Here is a 24,386-nt window from a genome sequence, read left to right as displayed (position 1 = left end):
GTTAGACGGTCAGCAGGATTTTTCCGTACGTCTTGCCCGACAGCATCAGTTGATGCGCCCGCGCCGCCTGTTGGATGGGCAGCCGGGTGCCGATGATCGGCCGAACCCGCTCGTTGGCGATCATCGGCCAGACCGAGGCAGTCACCGCCTGGACGATGGCGCTTTTGCCGTTCGGACCGGTCACCGGCCGGGCCCGCAGCGTGGTGCCGATGATCCGGGCCCGCTTGGTGAGCAACTTGCCCAGGTTGAGCTCCGCCTTGACGCCGCCCTGCATGCCGATGACGACGAGCTGCCCGTCGGTGGCCAGGGCGTCGATATTGCGGTCCAGGTAGGCCGCGCCCATGATGTCGAGAATCACGTCGGCCCCGGGGCTCTCCTCGTTGAGGCGAGCGACGAAGTCCTCGTCGTGATAGTTGATGGTGATCTGCGCCCCGAGGTTGCGGCAGAGTTCCAGCTTTTCCGGCGTCCCCGCAGTGACCGCCACCCGGGCACCCAATGCGCGAGCCACCTGGATCGCGTGGGTGCCGATGCCGCTGGCGCCGCCGTGGATCAACAGCAGCTGACCCGGGCTCAGGTGGGCGGTCATCACCAGGTTCGACCACACCGTGGCGGCGACTTCGGGCAGTGCCGCGGCGTCGACGAGACCGACTTTCGGCGGCAGCGGCATCACCTGGCCGGCGGGAACGGCGACGTACTCGGCGTAGCCACCGCCGGCCAGCAACGCGCAAACCTCTTGTCCCGCTGACCAATCCGTCACATCGGCGCCCACCGACGCGACGGTGCCGCTGACCTCCATCCCGATGATCTCGCTGGCTCCGGGCGGCGGCGGATACTTACCGGCGGCCTGCAGCACGTCGGCGCGGTTGACACCGGCCGCGGCGACCTTGACGAGCACCTCGTCCGGGCCGGCGCAGACATCGGGCACGTCCTGCCAAACCAGTTGATCCGCCGATTCGGCGACAATGGCACGCATGAGGGCCACGCTACAACCGCTACCCTAAGCAGCGGTGGCGTGGCAGAGCGGCCTAATGCACTCGCCTTGAAAGCGAGAGACGGCTAAAACCGTCCGGGGGTTCAAATCCCTCCGCCACCGCCGTTCAGAGGTGGTTTCGAGTTTCGCGCCAGGAACTCGTGCATCTCGCACTGCTGGATTGCGCCGAGCGGAACTGCCCGGACTCCAGTGGTCTGTGCCGCGCCCCAACGGTTCATCACCCACCACCACTCCGCCGGGCAGCTGCGCCATGGTGTGTCCTAGCTCGCGGTGGTATTTGCGGCGTATTCGGCGGAGCGGGAACGTTCCTCGGTGAAGCGGATAGCGGCTTCCCGGACGTGTCCCGACACGAATGAGCGCGCCATCTCCTCGGCGTCGCGCTCGATCTGTGTGGCGTCGAGGGTGGGTTTGACCAGTTCCCGCGCGCGCAGCAGGGCCGGGAAGGAGTGGTTGGCCACGGATTCGGCGATGCGACCAACGGCGTCGAGCGGCACGTCGGTGACCAGGTCGTCGATCAGCCCGGTGCGCAACGCGTTCGCCGCATCCATCGGGCGGCCGGTCAGCATCATCCATTGGGCGGTCGCGTCGCCGACGATGGTGGTCAGCCTGCGCAGTGTGATGCCGTCGGGGACAACCCCCAGCGCGCCGAACGGCAGCTGGAACGTGCTCCGCGCGGTCGCGATCCGGTTGTCCGCCGCCAGAGCCAGCTCGACGCCGCCGCCCGCCGCGACGCCGTCGACGGCGGCGATCGTCGGGATCCGGCAGGTGGCGACGGCGGCCAATGCCCCGACGACGATCCGGCAGTACGCGGTCGCGGCGTCGAGATCACTGGTCGCGGCCAGCACGTCGGCGAGGTCGGCCCCCGCGGAGAAGTAGCCGCCGGCCCCCCGCAGCGCGATCACCCGGACCCCGTCGGTCTCGGCGAACTCCGGGACCAGTTCAGCGATCGAGGTCCACATCGCTGCGGTCAGGGCGTTGCGCTTATTCGGGCGCGAGACGGTCACCGTGGCCAGCGGACCGTCGATCTCCCACAGGATCTCGCTCATCGGCTGACCTCGACCCTCTCGCTGTGCGCGACGAGCACACCGTCGGCGATGAGACCGGCAATCTCGCTGTCGGACACACCGAACTCGCGCAGGATCTCTCGGCTGTGTTCGCCGAGCAGGGGCGGCGCCAGCCGCACGGAGCACGGCTGGTCGTCGATGTGCAGGGGGCCACGGACTAGGTGGACGGTGCCGAGGCTGGGGTGGTCGACGTTCTCGACGACGTCGACCGCGCGCACCTGCGGGTCGGCAAAGACGCCCGCCATGTCGTGGACCGGCCCGGCCGGGATGTCGGCCTCACGCAGCAGGCGGACCCAGTGGCCCGAGTCCGCCCTGGCCAGAGCCCCGGCGATGACGGCGTCGAGTTCCTCGCGATGGCGCAGCCGGCTCGGGCTGTCGCAGAACCGCGGATCGCTGATCACGTCCTCGCGGCCGACCAGTCGGCAGAGCCGCTCGAAATGGGCCTGGGTGCCTGCGGCGATGTTGATCGCGTGGTCGGCAGTCTGGAACACGCCGCACGGTGCCAGAACCGGATGGGAATTCCCGACGCGTTCGGGGACGATGCCGTTGGACAGGTAATTCTGCGCCTGGAAGGTCAGGACCGCCAAGGCGCTCTCGAGCATGGAGGCGCCGACGGTGCGGGTCGTGACACCCCGGGCACGCCCGGCGAGCGTCGCCGCAACGCCGACGGCGGCGAACATTCCGGTGAGGAGGTCGACGATCGGCAGGCCCACCCGCACCCCGATGCGCGACGGCTCGCCGGTAAGCGACATCAGGCCGCCCATGCCCTGGATGATCTGGTCGAAGCAGGGTTCGCGGTGCAGCGGTCCGCGGCTCCCGAACCCGGTGACACTGGCGACGAGGACGTCCGGTGCGTGCTGGTCGAGCCAGTCGGCGTCGAGGCCGATGTCCGCCAGGATCCCGGGACGGAAGTTCTCCACGATCACGTCGACCTGCTCGGCCAGCCGGCGCAGCACGTCCCTGCCGTCGTCGGAACGGAGATCGAGGGAGATGGAGCGCTTGTTGCGGTTGACCGAGACGTGGTAGAGGCTGGTGCCTCGGTCGTGCGGCCCCCAGTGGCGGATCATGTCGCCGCCGGTCGGCTCGACCTTGATGATGTCGGCGCCGAGGTCGCCGAGGAGCGTGGTGCAGAACGGGCCCGACAGCGCCCGGGTGAGGTCCAGGACGCGGATGCCCTCGAGCGGAAGGCACTTGGCGGGACCGGTTGCCGAAGGAGGTTGGCCATGCGAACTGTCATGCGTCATGAGGCACAAACCTAGGGTGGCTACGGTGCCCGCAATATAGTTCCCAAACTATTTATCAGTCGATCTTGATAGGTTGACGCACATGTCCAGGATCGTGGCGGACATCGCCGCACTTCTGCACTCTTGCCGGGCCGGAGCCGCGCCGGGCGATTCCACGCAGGCGATCGCGCGACTGGCCGACAGCTTGACGGAAACAGGTGAGGAGTCGGACCTCTCCTCGTTGCGGGCACCGATCGAGGGGATCCGGTCCGACTACGCCGGTTACTTGCGCCGGGAGACCGAGCTGTACCGGCTGTTGCAAACGGCGCAGCGGCTTCTGGGCACCGCTGCTCTGGGGGAGTTGCTCGGTGTCATCGTCGAGGCAACTCGTGATCTGATCGGCAGCCAGGTCGCCCACCTCAACCTCGTGGATCGCGACGAGCAGTCCTCGACCATCCGCGCAACCACTGGCGCCCGCACGGAGACGTTCCGCCTTCAGCACACGCCCGCCGGAGCGGGATTCACCGGACTAGTGCTCCGTCTTCGGAGCCCCTACGTCACGAAGGATTATCTGACCGACCCGGCCATCGACCACGATCCGTCCGGAGACGCCTCAGTGCGAGCAGACCATCTCGTCACGATGGCCGGAGCGCCGATGCTCGACAACGAGGAGCCGCTCGGAGTGCTCATGGTGAGCTGGCGGCGGCCCGTCACCGTCACCGACGAGCAAGTCGACCTGCTGACATCGCTCGCTTCTCTGGCAGCCGTGGCCGTCGCGGCGGCCCGCCGTCACGAAGAAGCACGCCGGTCCCGCACCGCGCTCGAGGAAGCGAACGAGAACTTCAGACGGGTGAACTCTCAGCTCGAATGGGGTGCCCAGGCTCATGACCGGCTGCTGGCTCTGCTGCTACCCGGAACCCGGACCGACGCGGTCGCCGCAACCATGAACGAACTCCTGGGAGCGAAGGCCGCCGTCCTCGACCCGCAGGGTGTGCTCCTCGCCGCGGCGCCTCTGTCGTGGCGGCCCGTGATAGCTCGCGGCGACCTCGACAGAATCGCTGCCGGCGGCCGGGCCGTGCATGTCACAGGTGAGGGCGGGGCACCGCTGTGGGCGGCTCCTGCCCATTGCGGCGGTGAGCCGCTCGCGGTGCTGGTCGTCGAACGCGATGATCTCCTGGAGATGGAGCGCCTGCTATTGGAGCGCGCGGCGACCGCGACCGCCCTGCTTCTGGCCACCATGCATGCCATCTCCGAGGCCCAGTTCCGCTCGTCTGCCGACCTGGTCACCGACCTGGTCCGCGGTCGACGGCTCGATACTGTGGAGCGCCAGGCCGCGAGCCTGGGCCTGGAGCTCAGCAGGCCGAACGTCGTCCTCGTCACGTCGACGCTGACCGATCGCCGACGTCAGACCCGCTCACTGTTTCGCGGACATGCGCACCGGGTCGGCGGGCTTCCCGGCGAGATAGACGGCCACCTCGTCGCCGTCCTTCCGCTGGCCGACCCTCATGCCGCAGCAACCGATGTCGCCACCGCCTTCCACGAGGCCGGACTGCTCGTCGCGGTGGGCGCCTCCGGTCCCGCTACCCGACCCAGCGACATCGAGCACCACTACGCGACAGCGCTGGACTGCGCAACGGCCCAGGACAAGCTGACCGGACACGGCCCGGCCACCATCGACACCCTCGGCTTCGTAGGACTACTGCTGGCCAACCCTGACCGCGCCCAGCTGAGCGACTTCGTGCACCGCCGCGTGGGTGCTCTGCAAGAGCACGACACCGATCGTCACACGAGTCTCATCCCGACCCTCGAGGCCTACCTGGACCGAGACCGCAGCATCCGGGCGGCGGCCCGCCATCTGCATGTCCACACCAACACCGTCCAGCAGCGATTGCAACGGATCGAAACGCTGCTCGGTGTCGACCTGCACACCACCAACTCGGCAACCGAACTCCACCTGGCGCTGCGCTTACGGCGTCTGCTGCGAACGATGTCGTGAATCCAGAGATCCCAGACACCGCCGTTCAGTGCAGTGTCGGCGCGTACCGAAGCACCGCGGCGACCCCGTCGGTCGGAGCCATCCGTTCGTCGGCGATCACCGCGCGCCCGCTTCGGCCGATCGGTGGGCGCAGCTCCAGCACGGCCTGCTCGATATCGGCGGTCACCGAGTCGGCCACGCCCTGGCGCTCGAGTTGTTCGCGCAGCCCGCGCCATTTGAGCTCCAGCTGGTCGGCGGCGTCGTGCGTGTCGTGTGAGTCCTCGAAATAGATCGACGCGAAGGGTCCAGGCGTATCCAGCAATTGGCGAAAGCGGTCGGATTGCATACCTTTCGGGTTGCCGGACCGGTCGGCGGGCAAACCCGACAAACCCGCTAAGCCCGGTCCCCGTCGGTCTGGTCGAAGAATCGCCAGTCGCCGTCGATATCGACTTCCATCCGCCAGCCGAGCTCGGTTTTGTCGGCCTTCCCCTCGAACTCCGTATCGACGAACCACGCATGTGCGTCGTCAGCGTTGCCGATGTCCATGGTGGCGACAACTTCGCCGTGCGGGTTGATCACTCGGTAGGTAGACATGCCGGCAGGGTTCCCGCCGTGCGGTGAGGTCAATCCGACGGGATCTCGGCGGTGATGGTGTTGAGCAGCGCGCCGTATCGGCCTGCCTCGGGGTCTTTGCCGGGTTTGCCGCTGCTGATCACGGCGGCGGCCAAGCGGCGCTGCGGGTCGGCCCAGACGGCGATGTTGACCAGGCCGAGATGGCCGAACGCGGCCGGCGCGTTGCGCCCGAACGGGCCGAACCGCGTCGATCCCAGCATGAACCCGGTGCCCCAGCGCAGCGGCATCAGACCCGTGGCGACGTCGGGCCGCAGGCGCCGGCATTCCCTGACCGCGTTGCGCACGGTGTCGGGCCGCATGATGCGTACCCCGTCGAGTTCGCCGCCGCGGCGCAGGAGTTCCATGAAGCGCGACAGTTCGTCGGCGGTCGAGACGGTGTTGGACGACGGGACGATGGTGCTCAGAAACAGCGGCTGGTTGGTGTAGGGGATGATCTCGTGCACTGTTCCGCCGATTGCCTTGCGGAAGGCCGCCGCAATCACCGGGGGTAACGGCCGCCCGGTGGCATGGCTCGGGGCGACCAGCGGGAGGTCCTTCTTGGCGACGCCGAAGTTGGTCCACCGAAAGCCCAGCGGGTCGAGAATTTCGGCGGCCAGGATGTCGCGGATTTCCCTGCCGGTGGTTCGCCAGATGATCTCACGCATCAGCGGGCCCCAGGTCAGCGCGTGGTACATGTGGACCAGCCCGGGCCGGTAGAGCGGCCGCAATTCGCCGAGCTTCTGCAGCGCGTAGTCGTGGTCGTCGGCCTTGGTCACGTCCGGCCGCGGGCCCGTGGGAAACGGCACACCGGCGCTGTGGGTCAGCACATGGCGGATCGTGGTCCGGTCCTTGCCGTGGCTGGTGTAGGTGGGCAGGTACTCGCAGACGCGGTCGTCGAGGGAGAAGTGGCCCCGCTCGGCGAGCATGTGCACCACTGTCGCGGTGACGGCCTTGGCCGACGAATAGGCGCAGAACGGTGTGTCGGTGGTGACGGGAACTTTCTCCGCGTCGGGTGGGTCGGTCGGCGCGTTGCCCCAGCCGTGGCCGATCGCCCGGTTGAGCACCACGCGGCCGTTGTGCCGCAGGCACACCTGGATAGCGGGATGCATTCCGGCCCGGTACCAGTGCCGGGCCGCCTGCCAGATCCGTTCGATGGCCGCGCTGTCGATCTCGGAGGGGTCTTCGTCGGCGATCGCGGTCACTGCGTCCAGGTCGGCGGGGAGGCGGATCTTGCCGTCGGGGGTCATCTCTGCCACCCCCGCGAGGGTACGGGGCGTTATCTCGCCGCTGTACCGGGCGGCAGGGCCTACTCCCCGGTGAACTGCGGCGGACGCTTGGCGAAGATCGCCGAGATGCCCTCGGTCAGGTCTTTGGACGGCAGGAACGCGGCGTTCCACGCGGCGACATAGCGCAGGCTCTCCGAGACGGCTGAAATGCGTTGCTGGTCAAGCACATCCTTGATGCCGTGCACGGTCAGCGGCGGGTTGGCGGCGATCTCGGCGGCCGTGGCGTGCGCCGCGGCCAGCGTGGCGTCGGCATCCGGGTAGACGTCGTTGACCAGGCCGATCTTCTCGGCTCGGGCGGCGTCGATGTCGCGGCCCGTCAGCGCCAGCTCGCGCAGGTGGCCGTCGTTGAGGATCAGCGGCAGCCGGGCGAGGCTGCCGACGTCGGCGACGATGGCCAGTTTGACCTCGCGCACCGAGAACTTGGCGTCGGCGCTGGCGTAGCGGATGTCCACCGCCGAGATCAGGTCGACGCCGCCGCCGATGCACCAGCCGTGCACCGAGGCGATGGTGGGGGTGCGGCAGTCGGCGACGGCGCTGATCGCGTTCTGCATGCGCTTGATCTCGGCGTGGAACTCCGCGCGCGGGCCCGCCAAGGCGTCGCCGGACAGCAGCGGCGTGAACGAACCGCCCATCGCCGGGACGTCCAGGCCGTAGCTGAAGTTCTTGCCGGACCCGGTGATGACGATGGCGCGCACCTCACGGTCGGCGTCGAGGGCGGCGAACACCTCCGGCATCTCCGACCAGAACGCGGGGCCCATCGCATTGCCTTTGCCCGGCCCGATCAGGGTCACCTGTGCGACCCGGTCCTTGATGTCGACGGTGACGGATTCGTATGTTTCGCCCATGCCGAGACCGTAGCGTGGCGGGTATGCCCTCCGATTTGCGACCCGGACCAGATTCCCCACCGACCGACGAGCTGCAAAGCGCCGAGGCCTCACTCGGGGTCTTGCAGCAGGTGCTGCACACCATCGCCGGCGATGACAGGGCCAAGCAGACGCCGTGCACCGAGTACGACGTCAAGGGCCTGACCGGGCACCTGCTCAACTCGATCATGGTTCTCGGCGGCATGGTCGACGCGGAATTCTCCATGCGAGAGGACACCGACTCGGTGGAGCGTCTGGTGATCGGCGCCGCTCGGCCGGCGCTGGATGCCTGGCACCAGCACGGCCTGGAGGGTGAGGTCTCGCTGGGCCCGGGCTCCATGTCGGCCAGAGTGGCCGTGTCCGTCTTTTCGATCGAATTCCTGGTCCACGCCTGGGATTACGCGACGGCAGTGGGACGTGAGGTGCGGGTCGCCGATTCGTTGGCCGAGTACGTGCTGGGATTGGCGCACACGCTGATCAAGCCGCACGAACGCAGCGCTGCCGGGTTCGACGCGCCGGTCGAGGTTCCCGAGCACGCCAGCGCGCTGCATCGGCTGGTGGCATTCACCGGCCGCAACCCGGGCGGATAACTGGACAGGCGCCATCCGGCACGCCCTTGCCGCCCGTTACCGCGTGCTCGTCGATTCGCTTGAAGTGGTCATTCCCGTCGCAGCCTCGGCGGTAAGCCAGCCGCGGGCGAATCTCAGCAGGGCGTCGTTTTCTTCCGGCGCACCGATGGTGACCCGGACGCCGTCGGTGCTCATGGGGCGGACCACGATGCGCGCCGCCGCCGCCCGCTCCACGAAGTCCCGAGTGCGCGCTCCCAGCGGCAGCCAGACGAAATTCGCCTGCGGCGGCGGCAGATCGAACCCGGCCTCGCGCAGCGCCGCGACAACCCGGACGCGCTCGGCGACCACCGCATCGGTGCGGGCCAGCAGCTCGTCGGCGGCATTCAACGAGGCAATGGCCGCCGCCTGCGCGATGCTCGACACGGTGAACGGCACGTAGACCTTGTCCAGCGCGACGATCACGTCCGGGTGGCCGATCGCATACCCGACGCGTAAACCCGCCAGCCCGTACGCCTTCGAGAAGGTTCGCATCACCACCACGTTGTCGTGGGAGCGGACCAACTCCAGACTGTCGGGGGCCATGCCGTCGCGAACGTATTCCACGTAGGCCTCGTCGATCGCGATCAGGATGTGCGCCGGAACCGCCTTGACGAAATCGGCGAGGGCCTCCGGGGCAACAACGGTCGACGTCGGATTGTTCGGATTGCAGACGAAGATCAGCCGGGTGCGGTCGGTGATCGCGGAGCGCATCGCTTGGAGGTCGAAGGTGTGATCGGCCAACGGGACCGGGACGGCGGTCGCGCCGGCGACCTGAGTCTGCGGCGGGTAGAGCTCGAAGCTGCGCCAGCCGAAGATCACCTCGTCGCCCACCGACGCGGTGATTTGAACGAGCTGCTGGCACAGGCTGACCGAACCGCACCCGGCGGCGATGTGCTCGGGGCCGAAGCCCACGTGCTTGGCCAGCGCTGCCTTGAGCTCGAGGCAGCCGTTGTCGGGGTAGCGGTTGATCGACGCGGCGGCCGTTTCGATGGCTGCGCGGACGCTGGGTAGCGGGCCCAGCACCGTCTCGTTACTGGCCAGTTTGATCGCCCCGGGCACCGTCTTGCCGGGTACATAGACCGGCAGCCCGTCCAGCACGGGTCGCAGACGGGCAGGCACGTCGACAGCATATGTTGCAGCTGTGTACTCTAAGCGTCCGGCGGCTCCGGGTGCCCGGCATCGGGTACCCTCAGGAAGTCCATGGAGGCGTGCCAGAGCGGCCGAATGGGGCTCACTGCTAATGAGTTGTCCCCCTTCAAGGGGACCGGAGGTTCAAATCCTCTCGCCTCCGCTGGACCCTTCCGGGGAACACAACTGAAGACAAGCGCCCGTAGCTCAACGGATAGAGCATCTGACTACGGATCAGAAGGTTGGGAGTTCGAATCTCTTCGGGCGCGCTCAGCTCAGAGGTTGTTTTCGGCATCTGGGGGCCTCGCTGTTGGGACTTTGACGACAGTTCTGACGACAGTAGGCAGCGCGGCAACCGGTGTGCGGTTCCGGTACTGCGCGCGCCCAGGAGGCGCGGCGAGATCAACCGCGCAGCGCGGAGAGCGCGTCTTGCACTTCCGAACGGTGACGTTCGTTGCAGGAAGCCCACCGCTGTTCGTTCACGTCGAGGTCGTTGAGGAACGCGAACCTACGTCGGACTCGGGCTTCCCAGTCCGGGATGTCGACGGGCCGGGTTAACACCCCAATCGAGTCGGGCTCGAAGTCTTGCTCACGACGGACAGTGAGGATGTCTTCTGGCCGAAGGGGCGGGTTGCCACGTCGATCGTCGATCACGTCAGCCCACACCTTGAGTACCCACAGGCGCCGCACGAGAGGTTCGTCGAAAGTGGAACTCGCGAAGTGGTTCAAGTCGTGTCCGTGGCCATGAAAAAGTACCCACTGGTGGCCAAGTCGAGGTATCCGTTTTTGGCCAGATAAAAGTATCCACCCCGTGTTCGTCGTGTCGATCAGGAACTGCGGGCCCCGATGGTGACGGTGAAGGCGCCAACCACTCAGCGCCACCACCGGGGAGTTCCATTGAAATCTGCGAAGGACCGAATGGACATCATTTCCGCCTACCAACAGCTCGGGTCGTATAGGGCTGCCGCCGAGCACTGCGGCACCACCCACCGCACCGTCAAGAAGATCGTGGACAAGTTCGAGGCCGACCAGGCCGGCGTCCCGCCACCACCGCGGGCCGAACGGGCCCACAACTACGACGCGGTCGCCGATCTGGTCGCCGAACGCGTGGAGAAATCGAAGGGTCGGATCTCGGCCAAGCGGCTGCTCCCGAAGGCCCGTGCGGCGGGCTACACGGGTTCTGATCGTAACTTCCGCCGCCTCGTCGCGGAGGCGAAAGCGTTGTGGCGCAGCACCAATCACCGAGGCCGTCGTCCAGCCGTGTGGGAACCCGGTGAGTACCTGGTCATCGACTGGGCTCAAGTCGGACCGGGGTTGTTCCTGTTCTGTGCGGTGCTGGCGTTCTCGAGGTGGCGCTTCGTGCGCTTCGCCACCAACGAGCGTGCCTCGACCACGTTGGCATTGATCGCCGAAGCCCTGGCCGCCGCGGGTGGGGTCCCGGCGCGGGTGCTGGCCGACCGGATGGCCTGCCTCAAGGGCGGGGTCGTGGCCAACGTCGTCGTCCCGACTCCGGACTACGTCCGGCTGGCCGGTCACTACGGCTTCGCTCCCGATTTCTGTCATGCGAGTGACCCGCAGTCCAAGGGCATCGTGGAGAACCTGTGCGGCTACGCCCAGGACGATCTTGCCGTCCCGCTGTTGACCGAGGCCGCCGTCACCGGAACACCGGTCGATCTGCGTATCGCCAATGCCGCGGCGGAGGTGTGGTGCGCGGAAGTGAACGCCGCGACCCATTCGGAGATCTGCGCGGTTCCCGATGAACGGTTGATCGTCGAACATGAACTGCTGCAACCACTCCCATCCCTGCGACTGCAGATCGGGGCACCATCGGTGCTGCGCAAGGTCGACCGCCTGTCCTGCATCCGGTACGGGTCGGCGCGCTACTCGGTGCCGATGCGGTTGATCGGCACCACGGTGGCCGTGGTCGTCGACCACGGCGCCATCTGTCTGCTGGAGCCCGGCACCGGGGTGATCGTGGCCGAACACGAACTCGTCGCACCCGGCGGCACCTCGATCCTCGATGAGCACTACGACGGACCCCGGCTAGCACCCAGTCGCGGCCCGCGCCCGAAGACCATGGTCGAGAAGCAGTTCTGCGACCTCGGCGCCGATGCGCAGGCGTTCCTGGTCGGCGCCGCGGCGATCGGCAACACCCGGCTGGCCTCGGAGTTGGAGATCCTGCTCGCCCTCGGCGCGGCCCACGGCACCGACGCCCTGGTCTCCGCGCTGCACCGGGCGGTGGCGTTCCGCCGGTTCCGAGCCGCCGACGTGCGTTCCATCCTGGCCGCGGGCACCGGGGCGCCGCAGCCCCGACCCGCTGGCGACGTGCTCATCCTCGACCTGCCCGTGGCCCCGACCCGCTCCCTGGACGCCTACAGGATCACCCCCGCCGTGGCCGATGGCGAGGTGATCCCATGAGCAGGACGCCACCCATCACCGACGCTGAACCCGTTGCACCGAAATCGATTCCACCCCTCGCCGCCGATCTGGATGCCGGGTTGCGACGGTTGAAACTGGCCGCGGTGCGGCGCACCGCACCCGAAGTCCTGATCACCGCTAAGACCCAACGCTGGACTCCCGAGGAGGTTCTGCGCACGCTGGTCGAGACCGAACTGGCGGCCCGCGACGCCTCGAACGTCGTCAACCGCCTCAAAGCCGCGGCGTTCCCCGTGCCCAAGACGTTGGAGAGCTTCGACGTGGCCGCCTCCTCCATCCCGCCGAAGACCTTCGACTACCTGTCGAGTCTGGAATGGATTCGCGCGCAACAGAATCTGGCGATCATCGGCCCCGCCGGCACCGGCAAGTCCCACACCCTGATCGGGTTGGGAACCGCCGCGATCCACGCCGGACACAAGGTCCGCTATTTCACCGCCGCCGACCTCGTCGAAACCCTCTACCGCGGCCTGGCCGACAACACCGTCGGCAAGATCATCGAATCGCTGCTGCGGGTCGACCTGATCATCCTCGACGAACTCGGGTTCGCCCCCCTCGACGACACCGGCACCCAGTTGCTGTTCCGGCTCGTCGCCGGCGCCTACGAACGCCGCTCGCTGGCCATCGGATCGCACTGGCCCTTCGAGCAGTGGGGCCGCTTCCTGCCCGAACAGACCACCGCGGTCAGCATCCTCGACCGCCTCCTGCACCACGCCACCGTCGTCATCACCGACGGTGACTCCTATCGCATGAAAGACGCCAAACACCGGAAGGAGACGCCCACACCAACCTAGGAACTACCGCACGGGGTGGATACTTCTATCTGGCCACCAGCGGATACTTCAACCTGGCCATTGACAAGTCGTAGAGATCTCGTGCGAAAGCGACGCGTCGGTATCGCGCAAGTTTTTCTGCGCAAGCTTCCGCTTCAGCGACCACTGGCAGTGTGGGCAAGGGAAAGCCGTAGGCCCTATGGATCGGCAACGGCACGAAAGGGAGCGGCTCCGGCGGTAGAGCCAATGGGCCGCGCGAATTCGACACTCGCCGCAATCCGGGGCTCACCCAATTCAGCATGACTGACCGTCAGCCCCCAATGACGTCCATCGCCCCTGGTGCTCACTATGCCAAATTCAAAGCCACCGACGCGTGCTCCATCGATAAGACCGCAAACCTCGAGCACTACGTCGTCGTCGGGCGCGCTGAAGTCTAAGTCGGTTGAGAATCGGCCGGCGTTGCCCAACCGACACTTCCGCAAGCTAGTGCCACCCTTAAATACCAAGCGACCGTCACCGAAATTCGCCGCTTGAGCGAGGAGGAATAGCAAGTGATCTTGGGCGACGTCGAGCAACGCTGCATCATATACATCGGCTCGCCCGGTCGCATGACGTGCGACTAGCGCGCGAGTAAGGCTAGCCCGGATGTTTCGTGGGGTTGACGTGGTGGCCTGATCGGGTCGGATTGTGGTTTTGGATCTTGATTTTCGGTTGGGGGGTGCGGTGGTGGGCCCGGGTCAGCGGCTTCTGCGGGGTTCCTTGGGCCCGGGTGGTCCTTTCTTGGGGTCGTGGGGACGGTTGGGTAGTTGGTCAGCCGGGTTGCAGGCGGGCCAACGCGGTGGTCAACACGTCGGCCCAGGGTGCGTGCGCGGCGAGGCGCAGCCGGGTTCGGCGGGCGTGGCGGGCCAGGCGGCCGGCGATCGAAAACAGCCGCAGCCGTAGTCGTTTGGGTTCCCAGCGCCGCGCCGGGTGCTCCTCGAAGGCCAGCATTTGGCACCAGGCGGTCAGCTCCATGGCCAGCTGCACCAATGCGCACCAGATCCGGTTTTGGTCGAATCCGTGCAGGGGGAGGTTGGCCAGGCCGGTGTCTTTGGCGACCCGGATGCGGTCTTCGCAGCGGGCGCGGCGGCGATGGCGCAGTTCGAGATCGGGCAGCTGCCCACGGGTGGTGTTGGTGACGAACGCGGTCAGCCGTAACCCGTCGCGGTCGGTGAAACGTAGCTGGGCGCCCGGATGAGGGCGTTCTTTGCGCACGATCAGCCGCATCCCCGCGGGCCAGTCCGACAGGTCAACGACCCCGGTTGCCTCGGTGACCCACGCCCCGTCACGGACCTGCCCATCAGCGTCGTAGGCCGGGGTCCACGCCGTCTGGGGAATCGCGTCGATGCCGGTGGCCATCGTCTCGGTGAGGGCAAATCCCAGCGAGTAGGACAGCCGGCGCGCGCTCAGGTAGTTGAGGAATTCGTGGGTGGCCCCGGCGGCGTCGGTGCGCACCAGAACTTTCTTGCCGACCCGATAGCCGACCTGAAAGGGCAATTGCTCCAGCGCGCACGCGAGGACCGTTTTGTGGTCGGCGGCGGTGTTAGAGCCGGCATTGCCGGCCCGCAGCAAGATCGCCAGCGACTCCCCCGTTCCCGCACTGCCGTGATCGACGAACGCACACAACGGGTGAAACCCAAAGCCACGCTTGAATGTTGGTGCGGCTTTCTCCTTCTCCGAGTGCGCGGTGACCAGGGTCGCATCCAAATCGATGATCAACGGGTGATCGGCATCGATCCCATGACCCGGCGAGGCCTGTCCAGCAGCCGCCCACGCCGCGGCACGTGCGGCGGCCCGCGCAGAGCCGATGGCCGCCAACGCTTTCGGGGCATCTGCGGCCAACGAAGTGATCAACCTCGACACGGTGGGATCGGATGCGACCGTACCGAACACCCCGGGTTCGGCGCGCAGCAGGCCGACATCAGCCAGGCAGTCCCCACCGAGCGCCAGCGCGATAGCCACATCGAGCACGATCTTGCCGGGGTCGTGGCTGGCCAGCGGTTTACGCCACGGCGCCAACGCGCCCGACAACGCCCCGGTCAGCCTCACCCGCTCGGCGGCACGCAGCAGCACAACCGCACCAGCATGCGACACGACACCGGTTGCACGACCATCCAACGCCAACGACGGGTAACACGACCTAGACTTGCCCACCAGATTGGTGCTCCGATTCTTGCGATGATCTGGTCCTTCAGCAAGCCAAATTATCCCAGCTCAGAGCACCTTTCTTCGTTCAACACACGCAATCAAGATCACTCAGTGTGAAAGCCCGAGACTAGGCTGATACGGGTCGTTGAATCACGGCCTGCGATGGGTGCCACCGTCATATGCCGAGATGTCGTCGCGCTCTGCGGTATCGATGTCAGGCTCGTCCACTCGGGACCCCTGACGCGGATAGTCAGGACGGCTCTCCTGCGCCTGCGCGGATTTGTTCGTCTCCCGCCATATTTCTCGATTCCTCGTCGTCCACAAGCCGGCATTGCGGATGCCGGGCCTCGCCGAACCGTCGTCGGCGCCTGGGGTCATACAGTCGACGCCGTACTCGCCGCTGTCGAGGCACCGGGCAGCAGTAGGTCACCGGGCAGTGTGCTGGTTGACGCTCAAGTTGATGCTCAACGTGCTCGCCCCACCGGGATCATCGACAGAAAGGCGAAGTCCGTCGGCGCCGGTCCTACGACCGGGTTGACAACCAGCAGCGCGGGTCAGTAACGGTTCACGCGGATCCGGCGCTGCCCGAACGGGGTCAGGTTTTCATCCTGCGCTGAGAGCGACGAAATCGCAGTCGGCAGCGCTGTGGACGCAGACTGGACGCCCTGGATGCAGGCTCGCACGTCAAGCGCCCGGGAAACGACGGGCCGGGTCAGCTGATCGCCAGGGGGGCCAGTCCGGTGACGCCGACATGGCCGTCAAGTTCGCCCAGGGTGGGGCAGGTTACCAGCCGCAGCCATTCACCGCGGGCCTGATCGAGCCCGCGAAGCAACCGTTGTTTGGCGTTTTGCAGGGTCTGCAGTTGGCCGAAAACGGGTTCGACGATCGCAGGTGCTAGTGCCGCGACCCGATGATGTTCAACGCCCGCTCGAATAGGTGCACGGTGGCCGCATGCAGTTGATCACCGACTTCCTTTTCGGCCTTGCCCGCGCAGGCGCGGGCAAGCGTGCCCTCGATCACGATGCCGAGTTTGAAGCAGGCCAGCACGGTGTACCAGGTGATGTGCGACAGGTCGCGGGTGGTGTTGGCGGCATACCGGTGCATCAGGTCGTCGGTACTGGCCAGCCCGCTTTGGCCACCCAACGCGTGGCTGAACACGCTCGACCCGTCGGGCTGGCGCCAGGTCGCCAGCAGCCAGCCCAGGTCCAGCAGCGGGTCGCCGATCGTGCACATTTCCCAGTCGACGATGGCGACCACGTCCGGCCCGGTCCGGGAGAACATGACGTTGGCTGCGTGGTAGTCGCCGTGCATGATGCCGGGTGTCCACGTCGTCGGCCGATGGCGCTCCAGCCACGTTGATACCTGCTCGATTCCCGGGACCTGCGGCCCGGGGTAGCCGTCGTACTGCCGATAGGACTCCAGCTCGGAAAGCCAGCGCGGTACTTGGCGTTCCAGGAAGCCTTCCGGTTTGCCGAAGTCGGCGAGCCCAACGGCGACGTGGTCTACCGCGCCCAGCCTGGCCAGCGCATCGGCCATCGACAGGCCCATCCCGTACCGCACCTGTGCGTCGCCCGCGTGCAGCGGCGGGAGCCCTTCGCCGGCGTTGAAACCGTCGACGGGCTCCATCAGGTAGAAGACCGCGTCGCCGAGCACACCGGGGTCGTCGCAGGTGGCGATCAGGCGCGGATGCGGGACGTCGGAGCCGGCCAGCGCGGCGAGAACCTGTGTTTCCCGCAGGATCACGGTGTTACTGCGTGGACGCAGGTGTCGCGGTCCGCGCCGCAGCACATACGGCCGGCCGGACCTGTTGAATCGCATCATGACGTTTTGCGTTCCGCCGGTTACCGCGGAAACGTCCTCCAATGGACCCTCGCCGAGTCCCCGCTCGGACATCCATGCGGCCACCGCTTCCAGGTCCACCTGTAAAAACCTACTCTGGTGCAATGACGTCGCCGGTACTCCAACGTCGGCTCGGCCGACGGAGGTGCCGAGGCTTACCCCGCGAGCATGCCCTCGACGTCGTCCTTGATTGCCGCGATCGCGTCGACGGGGGTGAGGTTTTGGCCCTGGCTGTTCTGACCGAGTTGCGGCCAGCCGGCGCCGTTGGGCCCACGCAGTTGATCCCAGATCTCGCGAACCTTGGTCAGCAGTTCGGCTTGCTCCTCGTCGGTGAGCGCCATCAGTGGTCCTCCGTTCACTGTAATGCCGCAGGCGGCGGCAAATTGCCTTGGTGTGAGTCCGTCGGCGGAGTTCATGTCGCAGCGGCCGAACGGCGGGGAGCCCTGCGGCAGATTCGGGCTGTAACCTGAGCCGTCGGTGTACTGGTGGGCGACCTGGCCGGGCAGGTTGGGGTTAGACCCATAGCCCGCGGCGATCACGCGTAGGCCCGGTGGACGCACCCGCCACATGTTCCAGAAGTCATAAGCGTTGGCATAGCCGATGATTCGCCTGGGCGAACCGGCGTAATCGGCGAGGTTCCAATACAACTGATTGATCCACGCCGACCCGTCGCCCGGCGGGTTCCCGCCGGACTCGACGTCGAGCATCAATGCCACCCGCCGGTGCAAGCCGCCTTCGGCGTCGATCATGGCGCGCACGGTATTGGCGTTGGCCAGCCAATTCGGCCGGACGTAGGTGTAGACAATCCCGAATGTCATTCGCTCGCTGTCCAATGCGGCCCGCATCCACGCATAGTTGCGTGCGAAGTTGTGATCGCGATAGGTGCCGTCGGAAACACGAATGGAAAGCACCTGGTAAGGATATGAGTCATCAACCGGCACTTGATATTCGGATACGTCGGCGAATAATGTATCGACCATATATCAGCAGAGCCCCCCCAATCCCCCTTTACCGCAAGGCTTGTCGCCCATGGTACAGCTCCGCTTCAAGGGTATCGGGCGGGTATGAGCGGGTATTGTCCCGGTCATGGCTGACCGACCTGCCACGGTTGACGACGTGCACCGGATCGCCGCGTCGATGCCACACGTCAACCGGGTGGCCGGGCCGCAGGGCAACGCCATCTACCAGGTGGGCGGCAAGTCGTTTGTGTACTTTCGCACCCCGCGGCCGGACGCGACCGACCCGGACACCGGTGAGCGCTACACCGACGTCATCATCGTGTGGGTGGAGTCCGAGGCCGACAAGCTGGCCCTGACCCAGGATCCGGCGTCACCGTTTTTCACCTCCCCGCACTTCGACGGACATTTGTCGGTGCTCGTGCGGGCCAGCCGATTGGCGGAAATCGGGATCACCGAGCTGACCGAGATGATCCAGGATGCCTGGCTCTGCCGCGCATCGAAGAGACGTGCGGCGCAGTGGCTCGCCGCCCATAACTGGTAGTTAGCCCGTCCGCGGAAATTCTGACCGCAAATTCGCTTCCAAGTTCGCCTCGGGTCGATGTTTGAACATGGGTGCAACGGGTATGTCAGGTGCTGCGGGATTTTTCTCGAAACACAATGGAGGTCACCATGCGTGGGCGCGGAGTTGTCGGGGCGATTGTGCTCGTGTGGCTACTCATCGGAGTCTTCGCGACGTGGCAGCGAGGCTATTTCAAAGGTGAGCAAACAAGTTGTGCTTCAGCGGGAACCGTTGCGGTGACGGTGATCGCGGGCCCCCTGAATTACCTGGGTGTCAACCCGAAAGTAACAAATTGCCATTTGCCGCAGCCCAGCTCAATGCAGCCGGGCGATCACATCCTCTCAATGTAAAGGAAGTCGCCATGATCGTCGTCGGTGCCATCTTGCTCATTCTCGGATTCGTGTTCGGCATCCATTTGCTGACGGTGCTCGGGATCATCGTGCTGGTGATCGGAGCCGTGCTCTGGGCCCTGGGCTCCATGGGTCGCCCGGTCGCCGGCCGCCGGTACTGGTACTAGCGCCCGATACCGAAAGGTCGCGGCCCCCAGTGGCCATGCGGCTCACGCGACCTTTCACAGCTTGCGCATAGCAACGGCATAGCGTCGGCCTAGTGTGGTGCGGATACTGGGAATCGTGACGAGCCCGCGAACTCCGGCCGAGCGAGTCGTCATGTCCCGCGCCGACGGACAACCGATCAGTGTCCTGGTCGTTGACGACGAACCCGTTCTCGCCGAAATGGTTTCGATGGCGTTGCGCTACGAGGGCTGGGATATCGCCACGGCGCAGGACGGCGCATCGGCGATCGCAGCGGCCCGCACCGCGCGGCCCGACGTCGTCGTGCTCGACGTGATGCTGCCCGACATGAGCGGACTGGAGGTACTGCACAAGTTGCGCAGGGAGAATCCTCGCCTGCCGGTGCTGCTGTTGACGGCCAAGGATGCGGTGGAAGACCGCATCGCCGGGCTGACCGCCGGCGGCGACGACTACGTCACCAAACCGTTCAGCATCGAGGAGGTGGTGCTGCGGCTGCGCGCGCTGCTGCGCCGCACCGGCATCACCACCGTCGACAGCGGTGCCCAACTCGTGGTGGGAGATCTGGTGCTCGACGAGGAAAGTCACGAGGTGGCCCGCGCCGGCGAGCCGATCTCCTTGACCTCTACCGAGTTTGAGCTGCTGCGTTTCATGATGCGCAATTCCAAGCGGGTACTGAGCAAGGCCCAGATCCTGGACCGGGTATGGAGCTACGATTTCGGCGGCCGGTCCAACATCGTCGAGTTGTACATTTCCTACCTGCGCAAAAAGATCGACAACGGTCGCGCACCCATGATCCACACGCTGCGCGGCGCGGGCTATGTCCTCAAGCCGGCCCGTTAACGTCCGGCGGCCCTGGTCATTACGCCTGCGACTCCTGGTCGGACAGGTCGTGGTTCTGGTCCTGGTCTGTATCGGAATCACCGCGGCAACCGAACTGGCCCTGCGCCACCATTTGGTGAAGCAGCTCGATGGCCAGCTCAGCGGGGCCTCGTACCGCTCGTCGCTGCTGTACCCCGAACCGCCGCACCGGCACGAACCGCGTTACGTGCGGACCGGCCCCGGGCCCAGGTTTCTGGACGCGCCCGGCCAGCCGGCCGGATTGGTCGCGGCGGTGGTCAGCAACGGCAAGACGATCGACGCCGGCTACCTGACCGGCAGCGGTGCCCGGGCCGCGCTGAACGACAAGGCCCAGGCTCAGCTGGCCGCGATCGCCGGCAGCCGCACCCCGGTCACCCTGAACCTCGACGGCCTGGGTCGCTACCGGGTGGTCGCGGCCCCCAGTCGAAACCGCACCGACGTCATCGTCACCGGGCTGTCGATGTCCAACATGGACGCAACCATGTTCCGGATGCTGGTCATGTTCGGGATCGTCACCGCGGTCGCGCTGTTCGCGGCGACGACCGCCGGGGCGGTGATCATCAGGCGGGCGTTGGCGCCATTGCGGCGCGTTGCCCAAACCGCAACCGAAGTCGTCGATTTGCCGTTGGACCGGGGCGAAGTCGCATTGCCGGTCCGGGTGTCCGACACCGACGCGAACCCCTACACCGAGGTTGGTCAACTCGGGTCGGCCCTGAACAGGATGCTCGACCACATCGCGGCCGCGCTGTCGGCGCGGCAGGCCAGCGAGACCCGGGTGCGCCAGTTCGTCGCCGACGCCAGTCACGAGCTGCGCACCCCGCTGGCCGCGATTCGCGGGTATACCGAACTCGCGCAACGCATGAGTGACGACCGTGAAGCGGTGGCTCACGCCATGAGCCGGGTGGCTTCGGAGACCGAGCGGATAACCCGTCTTGTCGAGGACCTGTTGCTACTGGCCCGCCTGGACTCCGGGCGGCCGCTGGAACGCGAACCGGTGGACCTGTCGCACTTGGCGGTTGACGCGGTCAGCGACGCACACATTGCTGGCCCGGATCACAAGTGGGAACTCGACCTGCCGCCGGAGCCCGTGGTGGTCACCGGTGACGTCGCGCGATTGCATCAGGTGGTAGCCAACCTGCTTGCCAACGCCCGCATCCACACCGGCCCCGGCACGGTGGTGACGACCAGGTTGAGTGTCGAGCCGGCGCACGCCCTGCTGCAGGTGGTCGACAACGGCCCCGGCATTCCGGCAGGTCTGCAGTCGGAGGTATTCGAACGGTTCGCGCGCGGGGACACCTCTCGCTCCCGCAAGGGCGGCAGCACCGGGTTGGGCCTGGCGATCGTGTCTGCCGTTGTCAAGGCCCACAACGGGACCATCACCGTCGACAGCTCGCCCGGACATACCGAGTTCGCGGTGCGGTTGCCACTCGACGGGTGGCAACCGCCCGCATCGTCACGCGTTTGAATCGCGCCACGATAGCCGCCCGATACCTGCCCGCAGGCGGGCCGGGTTGCTAGGGGCAGGTGACGTCGATTTCGAACGGCTTGTTCACCGGCTGCATCGGGTTGGCCATGTCGACGCCGGTCGCCGTGCCGGTGATCTTGTAGGTGCTGCCGCTCTTGCTCGCCTCGGCTTTGCCCTGGCCGGTGCCGGAGGTGTATCCGAGTGTCACACCGTTGACGTTGCCCAGGCCGACCGACTTCACCTCGGGCGGGTTGGCGTCGGTGAGCACGGCGGCGATGCCGGTGGCTGCCCCACCGATCGCGATGTTGACATTGCCGGCCGCCGTCGTGCAGACGACCGAGCCGGTCACGTGCTGGTCTTGGCCGTCGATGATGACCTTGGTTCCCGACGCCCCGCCACCCCCGGTGCTTGCCGATGTGGCACTGCTGCTCGAGCTGCCGCCGCTGCTGGTCGATTTGTTGCTCGAACATCCGGAAAGGCCCGCGGCCAGAATCGCCGCTCCGGCTACCGCCACCGTCAGTCCACGCTTCACCTGTGCTCCTTTGCCGTCGTAGCGCTCCCCTGGCTTTGAGGACCGCCCCGGCAGTATGCAAGTTAACTGAACCGAGGTCTAGTGGCTTAAGCGACTATTTCTATCCTCTATATTTCCTGTTAGTCACTTGAGAGGATCTTCCGGGGAGCGTCACGCTAAGGCAATGTATTGCCGGTGAACGTCAAACCTCCTTCCGCGGCCATCGAGTCCGCCCATCGCGAATATGTTCCCCCGAGCGATGACCCAACCGACTTCGACAATGCCGATCGTGGATTCGTTGCGGCATTGTCCCCGTGCGTCATCAAGTCGGCCGACGGCCGGGTGGTTTGGGACAACGACGCGTATTCATTCCTTAGCGGGCCCGCACCGACGTCGGTGCATCCCAGCCTGTGGCGGCAATCGAGGCTGGCCGCCAAACAAGGCTTATTCGAAGTGGTGCCCGGTATCTACCAGGTCCGTGGCTTCGACATTTCCAATATCAGCTTCGTCGAGGGCGATACCGGCATCATCGTCATCGATCCGCTGGTCTCCACCGAGGTGGCAGCTGCGGCGCTGGATCTGTATCGCACCCACCGCGGCGGTGATCGCCCCGTCGTCGCGGTGATCTATACCCACAGCCACGTCGATCATTTCGGCGGCGTGCTGGGCGTCACATCGCAGGCCGACGTCGACGCCGGCAAGGTCTCGGTGCTGGCGCCGGAGGGTTTCACGGCGCACGCCGTCCAGGAGAACATCTACGCCGGCGGCGCAATGATGCGTCGCGCGGGCTACATGTACGGCTCCTATTTGCCGCGCGGCCCTCAGGGACAGGTGGGCTGCGGTCTGGGGCAGACACTTTCGACCGGTGAGGTGTCGCTCATCGTGCCGACCGTCGACATCAGGGTGACCGGCGAGGTGCACACCATTGACGGGGTGGAGATCGAGTTCCAGATGGCGCCGGGCAGCGAAGCCCCCGCCGAAATGCATTTCTACTTCCCGCGTTTCCGCGCGCTGTGTATGGCCGAGAACGCCACCCACAACCTGCACAACCTGCTGACGCTGCGCGGGGCGCTGGTGCGCGACCCGCGCGCCTGGTCGGGGTATCTCACCGAGGCGATCGAGGCCTTTGGTCATCGCAGCGACGTCGTGTTCGCCTCACACCACTGGCCAACCTGGGGGCACGACAACATCGTTGAGTACTTGTCGCAGCAGCGCGACATGTATTCATACCTGCACGACCAGACGCTGCGGCTGCTGAACCAGGGGTACACCGGTGTGGAGATCGCCGAAATGTTCCAGATGCCGCCGGCGCTGGAGAAGGCATGGCACACCCACGGCTACTACGGGTCGGTCAGCCACAACGTGAAGGCGATCTACCAGCGCTACATGGGCTGGTTCGACGGCAACCCCGGCCGGTTGTGGCCCTACCCGCCGGAAGCCATCGCTCCCCGTTACGTCGAGGCGATGGGCGGCATCGACCGGGTCGTCGAGCTGGCCGGCAAAGCCGTCGCCGATGGTGACTTCCGGTGGGCGGCGACGCTTCTCGACCATGCAGTGTTCACCGACAGCAACCACGCCGCGGCCCGGCAACTCTACGCCGACACATTGGAACAGCTCGCCTACGGTGCGGAGAATGCGACCTGGCGTAACTTCTTTTTGTCGGGGGCGACGGAGCTGCGGGATGGCAACCTCGGCACCTCGGGGCAGGCGCCGTCATCGACGTTCTTCGACCAGCTGACCCTGGACCAGATCTTCGATGTGGTGGCCATCAGCATCAACGGCCCGCGTGCCTGGGACCTGGACCTTGCCATCGACTTCAGCTTCACCGAGCCGCCGGAAAATTACCGGTTGACCCTGCGCAACGGTGTACTGATCCATCGCAAGGTCGTTGCCGACCCGTCGACGGCGAACGCGACTGTGGCGGTAGGCAACAAGGTTCGGCTGGTTACCGCGGCGCTGGGTGACATCAGCTCACCGGGTTTCGAGGTGTCCGGCGACGAGACGGTGCTGCAGACCTTCCTGAGCGTCCTCGATCAGCCCAACCCGGCGTTCAACATCGTGACGCCGTAGCCCGCGCCTGATCATTCGGTGTCCCGTCGCCACCTCGCAGCGACGACTGCGGGTATGCGGGATCACCGAGATTGTCGCTGTGTGCGTCGGCGGCGTCGCTGTGTGCGTCGGCGGCGTCGAGTGTGCGTTGGCGGCGTCGAGTGTGCGTTGGCGGCGTCGAGTGTGCGTTGGCGGCGTCGAGTGTGCGTTGGCGGCGTCGAGTGTGCGTTGGCGGCGTCGAGTGTGCGTTGGCGGCGTCGAGTGTGCCGTCAGGGCGGCCCGCTCGCAAATGTTCAGCCCTACATACACACTCAGAGCCGCAACTGCACACTCGACACCCTCACTGCACACTGGATACGTCGGCTGGACGGCCGACTTGGTGAGCACTCGAGACTGTCCCCGAGCTCCTGTCATCGCAAAGGAGATTTGAGCGAGATGCGGCGGCGTGCCGAAACGAACGCCAACCCGGA

At 66.3% G+C, this 24,386-nt stretch carries 21 protein-coding genes, 3 tRNA genes and 3 pseudogenes; 13 read left to right on the top strand and 14 right to left on the bottom strand.

Features of this window, described 5'->3' with window-relative positions:
* Window position 1: 1 nt before the first annotated feature.
* Window positions 2-973, bottom strand: coding sequence for an NAD(P)H-quinone oxidoreductase (locus EET10_RS27750; protein WP_036395138.1), 972 nt, complete (start codon window positions 971-973; stop codon window positions 2-4).
* A 33-nt stretch (window positions 974-1,006) separates the two neighbouring features.
* Here EET10_RS27750 and EET10_RS27745 point away from each other — a divergent pair.
* Window positions 1,007-1,093: transfer RNA gene (locus EET10_RS27745), tRNA-Ser, on the top strand.
* 158 nt (window positions 1,094-1,251) lie between these two features.
* Here EET10_RS27745 and EET10_RS27740 read toward each other — a convergent pair.
* Window positions 1,252-2,037, bottom strand: a complete 786-nt coding sequence (locus EET10_RS27740) for an enoyl-CoA hydratase/isomerase family protein (protein ID WP_063466795.1) — start codon at window positions 2,035-2,037, stop codon at window positions 1,252-1,254.
* Complete coding sequence (locus EET10_RS27735; RefSeq protein WP_099187837.1) at window positions 2,034-3,299, bottom strand: CaiB/BaiF CoA transferase family protein; 1,266 nt, start codon at window positions 3,297-3,299, stop codon at window positions 2,034-2,036. The genes EET10_RS27740 and EET10_RS27735 overlap by 4 nt, the downstream gene beginning before the upstream one ends.
* A gap of 82 nt (window positions 3,300-3,381) precedes the next feature.
* Here EET10_RS27735 and EET10_RS27730 point away from each other — a divergent pair, with 82 nt between their 5' ends.
* Entirely contained in the window at window positions 3,382-5,274 is a 1,893-nt protein-coding gene (locus EET10_RS27730) for a helix-turn-helix domain-containing protein (protein WP_036395141.1), read from the top strand.
* 91 nt (window positions 5,275-5,365) lie between these two features.
* Here EET10_RS27730 and EET10_RS27725 read toward each other — a convergent pair.
* From EET10_RS27725 to EET10_RS27710, 4 genes and pseudogenes are all read right to left on the bottom strand, one after another.
* Window positions 5,366-5,599: pseudogene (locus EET10_RS27725) on the bottom strand (Rv2629 family ribosome hibernation factor); the annotation flags it as partial.
* 47 nt (window positions 5,600-5,646) lie between these two features.
* Window positions 5,647-5,847 (bottom strand): hypothetical protein, encoded by a 201-nt coding sequence (locus EET10_RS27720; protein WP_036395145.1) that lies wholly within the window; start codon window positions 5,845-5,847, stop codon window positions 5,647-5,649.
* Window positions 5,848-5,876: 29 nt separating this feature from the next.
* Entirely contained in the window at window positions 5,877-7,112 is a 1,236-nt protein-coding gene (lipE, locus tag EET10_RS27715; protein ID WP_063466794.1) for a lipase LipE, read from the bottom strand.
* Window positions 7,113-7,171: 59 nt separating this feature from the next.
* Window positions 7,172-7,996, bottom strand: a complete 825-nt coding sequence (locus EET10_RS27710) for a crotonase/enoyl-CoA hydratase family protein (RefSeq protein WP_122502681.1) — start codon at window positions 7,994-7,996, stop codon at window positions 7,172-7,174.
* 23 nt (window positions 7,997-8,019) lie between these two features.
* Between EET10_RS27710 and EET10_RS27705 the strand changes: the two genes are divergently transcribed.
* Window positions 8,020-8,604: a TIGR03086 family metal-binding protein gene (locus EET10_RS27705; protein ID WP_036395149.1), complete on the top strand. Its 585-nt coding sequence runs from the start codon at window positions 8,020-8,022 to the stop codon at window positions 8,602-8,604.
* Between the two features lie 36 nt (window positions 8,605-8,640).
* On the opposite strand, the gene hisC is transcribed toward EET10_RS27705, so the two are convergent.
* Window positions 8,641-9,741 (bottom strand): histidinol-phosphate transaminase, encoded by a 1,101-nt coding sequence (gene hisC, locus EET10_RS27700; protein ID WP_036395153.1) that lies wholly within the window; start codon window positions 9,739-9,741, stop codon window positions 8,641-8,643.
* Between the two features lie 83 nt (window positions 9,742-9,824).
* Between hisC and EET10_RS27695 the strand changes: the two genes are divergently transcribed.
* Window positions 9,825-9,913: transfer RNA gene (locus EET10_RS27695), tRNA-Ser, on the top strand.
* Between the two features lie 33 nt (window positions 9,914-9,946).
* Window positions 9,947-10,019: transfer RNA gene (locus tag EET10_RS27690), tRNA-Arg, on the top strand.
* 133 nt (window positions 10,020-10,152) lie between these two features.
* Here the strand turns inward: EET10_RS27690 and EET10_RS27685 are convergent.
* Window positions 10,153-10,485, bottom strand: a pseudogene (locus tag EET10_RS27685) (nucleotidyl transferase AbiEii/AbiGii toxin family protein); the annotation flags it as partial.
* A 162-nt stretch (window positions 10,486-10,647) separates the two neighbouring features.
* On the opposite strand from EET10_RS27685, the gene istA reads away from it, so the two are divergent.
* Window positions 10,648-12,168, top strand: a complete 1,521-nt coding sequence (gene istA / locus EET10_RS27680; protein ID WP_122501925.1) for an IS21 family transposase — start codon at window positions 10,648-10,650, stop codon at window positions 12,166-12,168.
* Window positions 12,165-12,977 (top strand): IS21-like element helper ATPase IstB, encoded by an 813-nt coding sequence (istB, locus tag EET10_RS27675; RefSeq protein WP_122501800.1) that lies wholly within the window; start codon window positions 12,165-12,167, stop codon window positions 12,975-12,977. Before istA ends, istB begins: the two co-directional genes overlap by 4 nt.
* 28 nt (window positions 12,978-13,005) lie before the next feature.
* On the opposite strand, the pseudogene EET10_RS27670 reads toward istB, so the two are convergent.
* From EET10_RS27670 to EET10_RS27655, 4 genes and pseudogenes are all read right to left on the bottom strand, one after another.
* A pseudogene (locus EET10_RS27670) lies at window positions 13,006-13,603 on the bottom strand (nucleotidyl transferase AbiEii/AbiGii toxin family protein); the annotation flags it as partial.
* A 163-nt stretch (window positions 13,604-13,766) separates the two neighbouring features.
* Window positions 13,767-15,149 (bottom strand): IS1380 family transposase, encoded by a 1,383-nt coding sequence (locus tag EET10_RS27665; RefSeq protein ID WP_036400547.1) that lies wholly within the window; start codon window positions 15,147-15,149, stop codon window positions 13,767-13,769.
* Window positions 15,150-16,037: 888 nt separating this feature from the next.
* Window positions 16,038-17,036, bottom strand: a complete 999-nt coding sequence (locus tag EET10_RS27660; RefSeq protein ID WP_051490689.1) for a phosphotransferase family protein — start codon at window positions 17,034-17,036, stop codon at window positions 16,038-16,040.
* A gap of 101 nt (window positions 17,037-17,137) precedes the next feature.
* A complete protein-coding gene (locus EET10_RS27655) occupies window positions 17,138-17,962 on the bottom strand; it encodes a glycoside hydrolase family 25 domain-containing protein (protein ID WP_063466789.1) in 825 nt (274 codons plus the stop codon).
* A 106-nt stretch (window positions 17,963-18,068) separates the two neighbouring features.
* Here EET10_RS27655 and EET10_RS27650 point away from each other — a divergent pair, with 106 nt between their 5' ends.
* The 5 genes from EET10_RS27650 to EET10_RS27635 all read left to right on the top strand — a co-directional run bounded on the left by EET10_RS27650 (window position 18,069) and on the right by EET10_RS27635 (window position 21,356).
* Window positions 18,069-18,482 carry an MmcQ/YjbR family DNA-binding protein gene (locus tag EET10_RS27650; RefSeq protein WP_036395173.1) on the top strand — a complete coding sequence of 138 codons (414 nt, stop codon included), beginning with the start codon at window positions 18,069-18,071 and terminating at the stop codon, window positions 18,480-18,482.
* 116 nt (window positions 18,483-18,598) lie between these two features.
* Window positions 18,599-18,850, top strand: a complete 252-nt coding sequence (locus tag EET10_RS27645; RefSeq protein WP_080692204.1) for a hypothetical protein — start codon at window positions 18,599-18,601, stop codon at window positions 18,848-18,850.
* An 11-nt stretch (window positions 18,851-18,861) separates the two neighbouring features.
* Complete coding sequence (locus tag EET10_RS29895) at window positions 18,862-19,017, top strand: DUF6131 family protein (RefSeq protein WP_099187833.1); 156 nt, start codon at window positions 18,862-18,864, stop codon at window positions 19,015-19,017.
* A 151-nt stretch (window positions 19,018-19,168) separates the two neighbouring features.
* On the top strand, window positions 19,169-19,873 hold the full coding sequence (locus EET10_RS27640; protein WP_036395175.1) for a response regulator transcription factor: 705 nt from the start codon (window positions 19,169-19,171) through the stop codon (window positions 19,871-19,873).
* A complete protein-coding gene (locus EET10_RS27635; RefSeq protein WP_036395178.1) occupies window positions 19,851-21,356 on the top strand; it encodes a sensor histidine kinase in 1,506 nt (501 codons plus the stop codon). The genes EET10_RS27640 and EET10_RS27635 overlap by 23 nt, the downstream gene beginning before the upstream one ends.
* A gap of 49 nt (window positions 21,357-21,405) precedes the next feature.
* Here EET10_RS27635 and EET10_RS27630 read toward each other — a convergent pair whose 3' ends face one another.
* On the bottom strand, window positions 21,406-21,888 hold the full coding sequence (locus EET10_RS27630) for a lipoprotein LpqH (RefSeq protein ID WP_036395180.1): 483 nt from the start codon (window positions 21,886-21,888) through the stop codon (window positions 21,406-21,408).
* 168 nt (window positions 21,889-22,056) lie between these two features.
* On the opposite strand from EET10_RS27630, the gene EET10_RS27625 reads away from it, so the two are divergent.
* Window positions 22,057-23,937, top strand: a complete 1,881-nt coding sequence (locus tag EET10_RS27625; protein WP_036395183.1) for an alkyl/aryl-sulfatase — start codon at window positions 22,057-22,059, stop codon at window positions 23,935-23,937.
* Window positions 23,938-24,386 lie beyond the last annotated feature (449 nt).

Origin of the sequence: Mycobacterium pseudokansasii (genome assembly GCF_900566075.1) — a bacterium.
Lineage (GTDB): Bacteria > Actinomycetota > Actinomycetes > Mycobacteriales > Mycobacteriaceae > Mycobacterium > Mycobacterium pseudokansasii.
The sequence above is the reverse complement of the archived record's forward strand: the minus strand, read 5'-3'. Positions and strand labels throughout refer to the sequence as shown.

Coding starts and splice junctions, on each gene's coding strand:
- EET10_RS27730 (WP_036395141.1), top strand. CDS start 3,382: ATGTCCAGGATCGTGGCGGACATCGCCGCACTTCTGCACTCTTGCCGG.
- EET10_RS27705 (WP_036395149.1), top strand. CDS start 8,020: ATGCCCTCCGATTTGCGACCCGGACCAGATTCCCCACCGACCGACGAG.
- EET10_RS27650 (WP_036395173.1), top strand. CDS start 18,069: ATGGCTGACCGACCTGCCACGGTTGACGACGTGCACCGGATCGCCGCG.
- EET10_RS27645 (WP_080692204.1), top strand. CDS start 18,599: ATGGAGGTCACCATGCGTGGGCGCGGAGTTGTCGGGGCGATTGTGCTC.
- EET10_RS27735 (WP_099187837.1), bottom strand. CDS start 3,299: ATGACGCATGACAGTTCGCATGGCCAACCTCCTTCGGCAACCGGTCCC.
- EET10_RS27740 (WP_063466795.1), bottom strand. CDS start 2,037: ATGAGCGAGATCCTGTGGGAGATCGACGGTCCGCTGGCCACGGTGACC.
- EET10_RS29895 (WP_099187833.1), top strand. CDS start 18,862: ATGATCGTCGTCGGTGCCATCTTGCTCATTCTCGGATTCGTGTTCGGC.
- EET10_RS27655 (WP_063466789.1), bottom strand. CDS start 17,962: ATGGTCGATACATTATTCGCCGACGTATCCGAATATCAAGTGCCGGTT.
- EET10_RS27660 (WP_051490689.1), bottom strand. CDS start 17,036: ATGTCCGAGCGGGGACTCGGCGAGGGTCCATTGGAGGACGTTTCCGCG.
- lipE (WP_063466794.1), bottom strand. CDS start 7,112: ATGACCCCCGACGGCAAGATCCGCCTCCCCGCCGACCTGGACGCAGTG.
- EET10_RS27710 (WP_122502681.1), bottom strand. CDS start 7,996: ATGGGCGAAACATACGAATCCGTCACCGTCGACATCAAGGACCGGGTC.
- EET10_RS27635 (WP_036395178.1), top strand. CDS start 19,851: ATGTCCTCAAGCCGGCCCGTTAACGTCCGGCGGCCCTGGTCATTACGC.
- EET10_RS27640 (WP_036395175.1), top strand. CDS start 19,169: ATGTCCCGCGCCGACGGACAACCGATCAGTGTCCTGGTCGTTGACGAC.
- EET10_RS27750 (WP_036395138.1), bottom strand. CDS start 973: ATGCGTGCCATTGTCGCCGAATCGGCGGATCAACTGGTTTGGCAGGAC.
- istB (WP_122501800.1), top strand. CDS start 12,165: ATGAGCAGGACGCCACCCATCACCGACGCTGAACCCGTTGCACCGAAA.
- EET10_RS27720 (WP_036395145.1), bottom strand. CDS start 5,847: ATGTCTACCTACCGAGTGATCAACCCGCACGGCGAAGTTGTCGCCACC.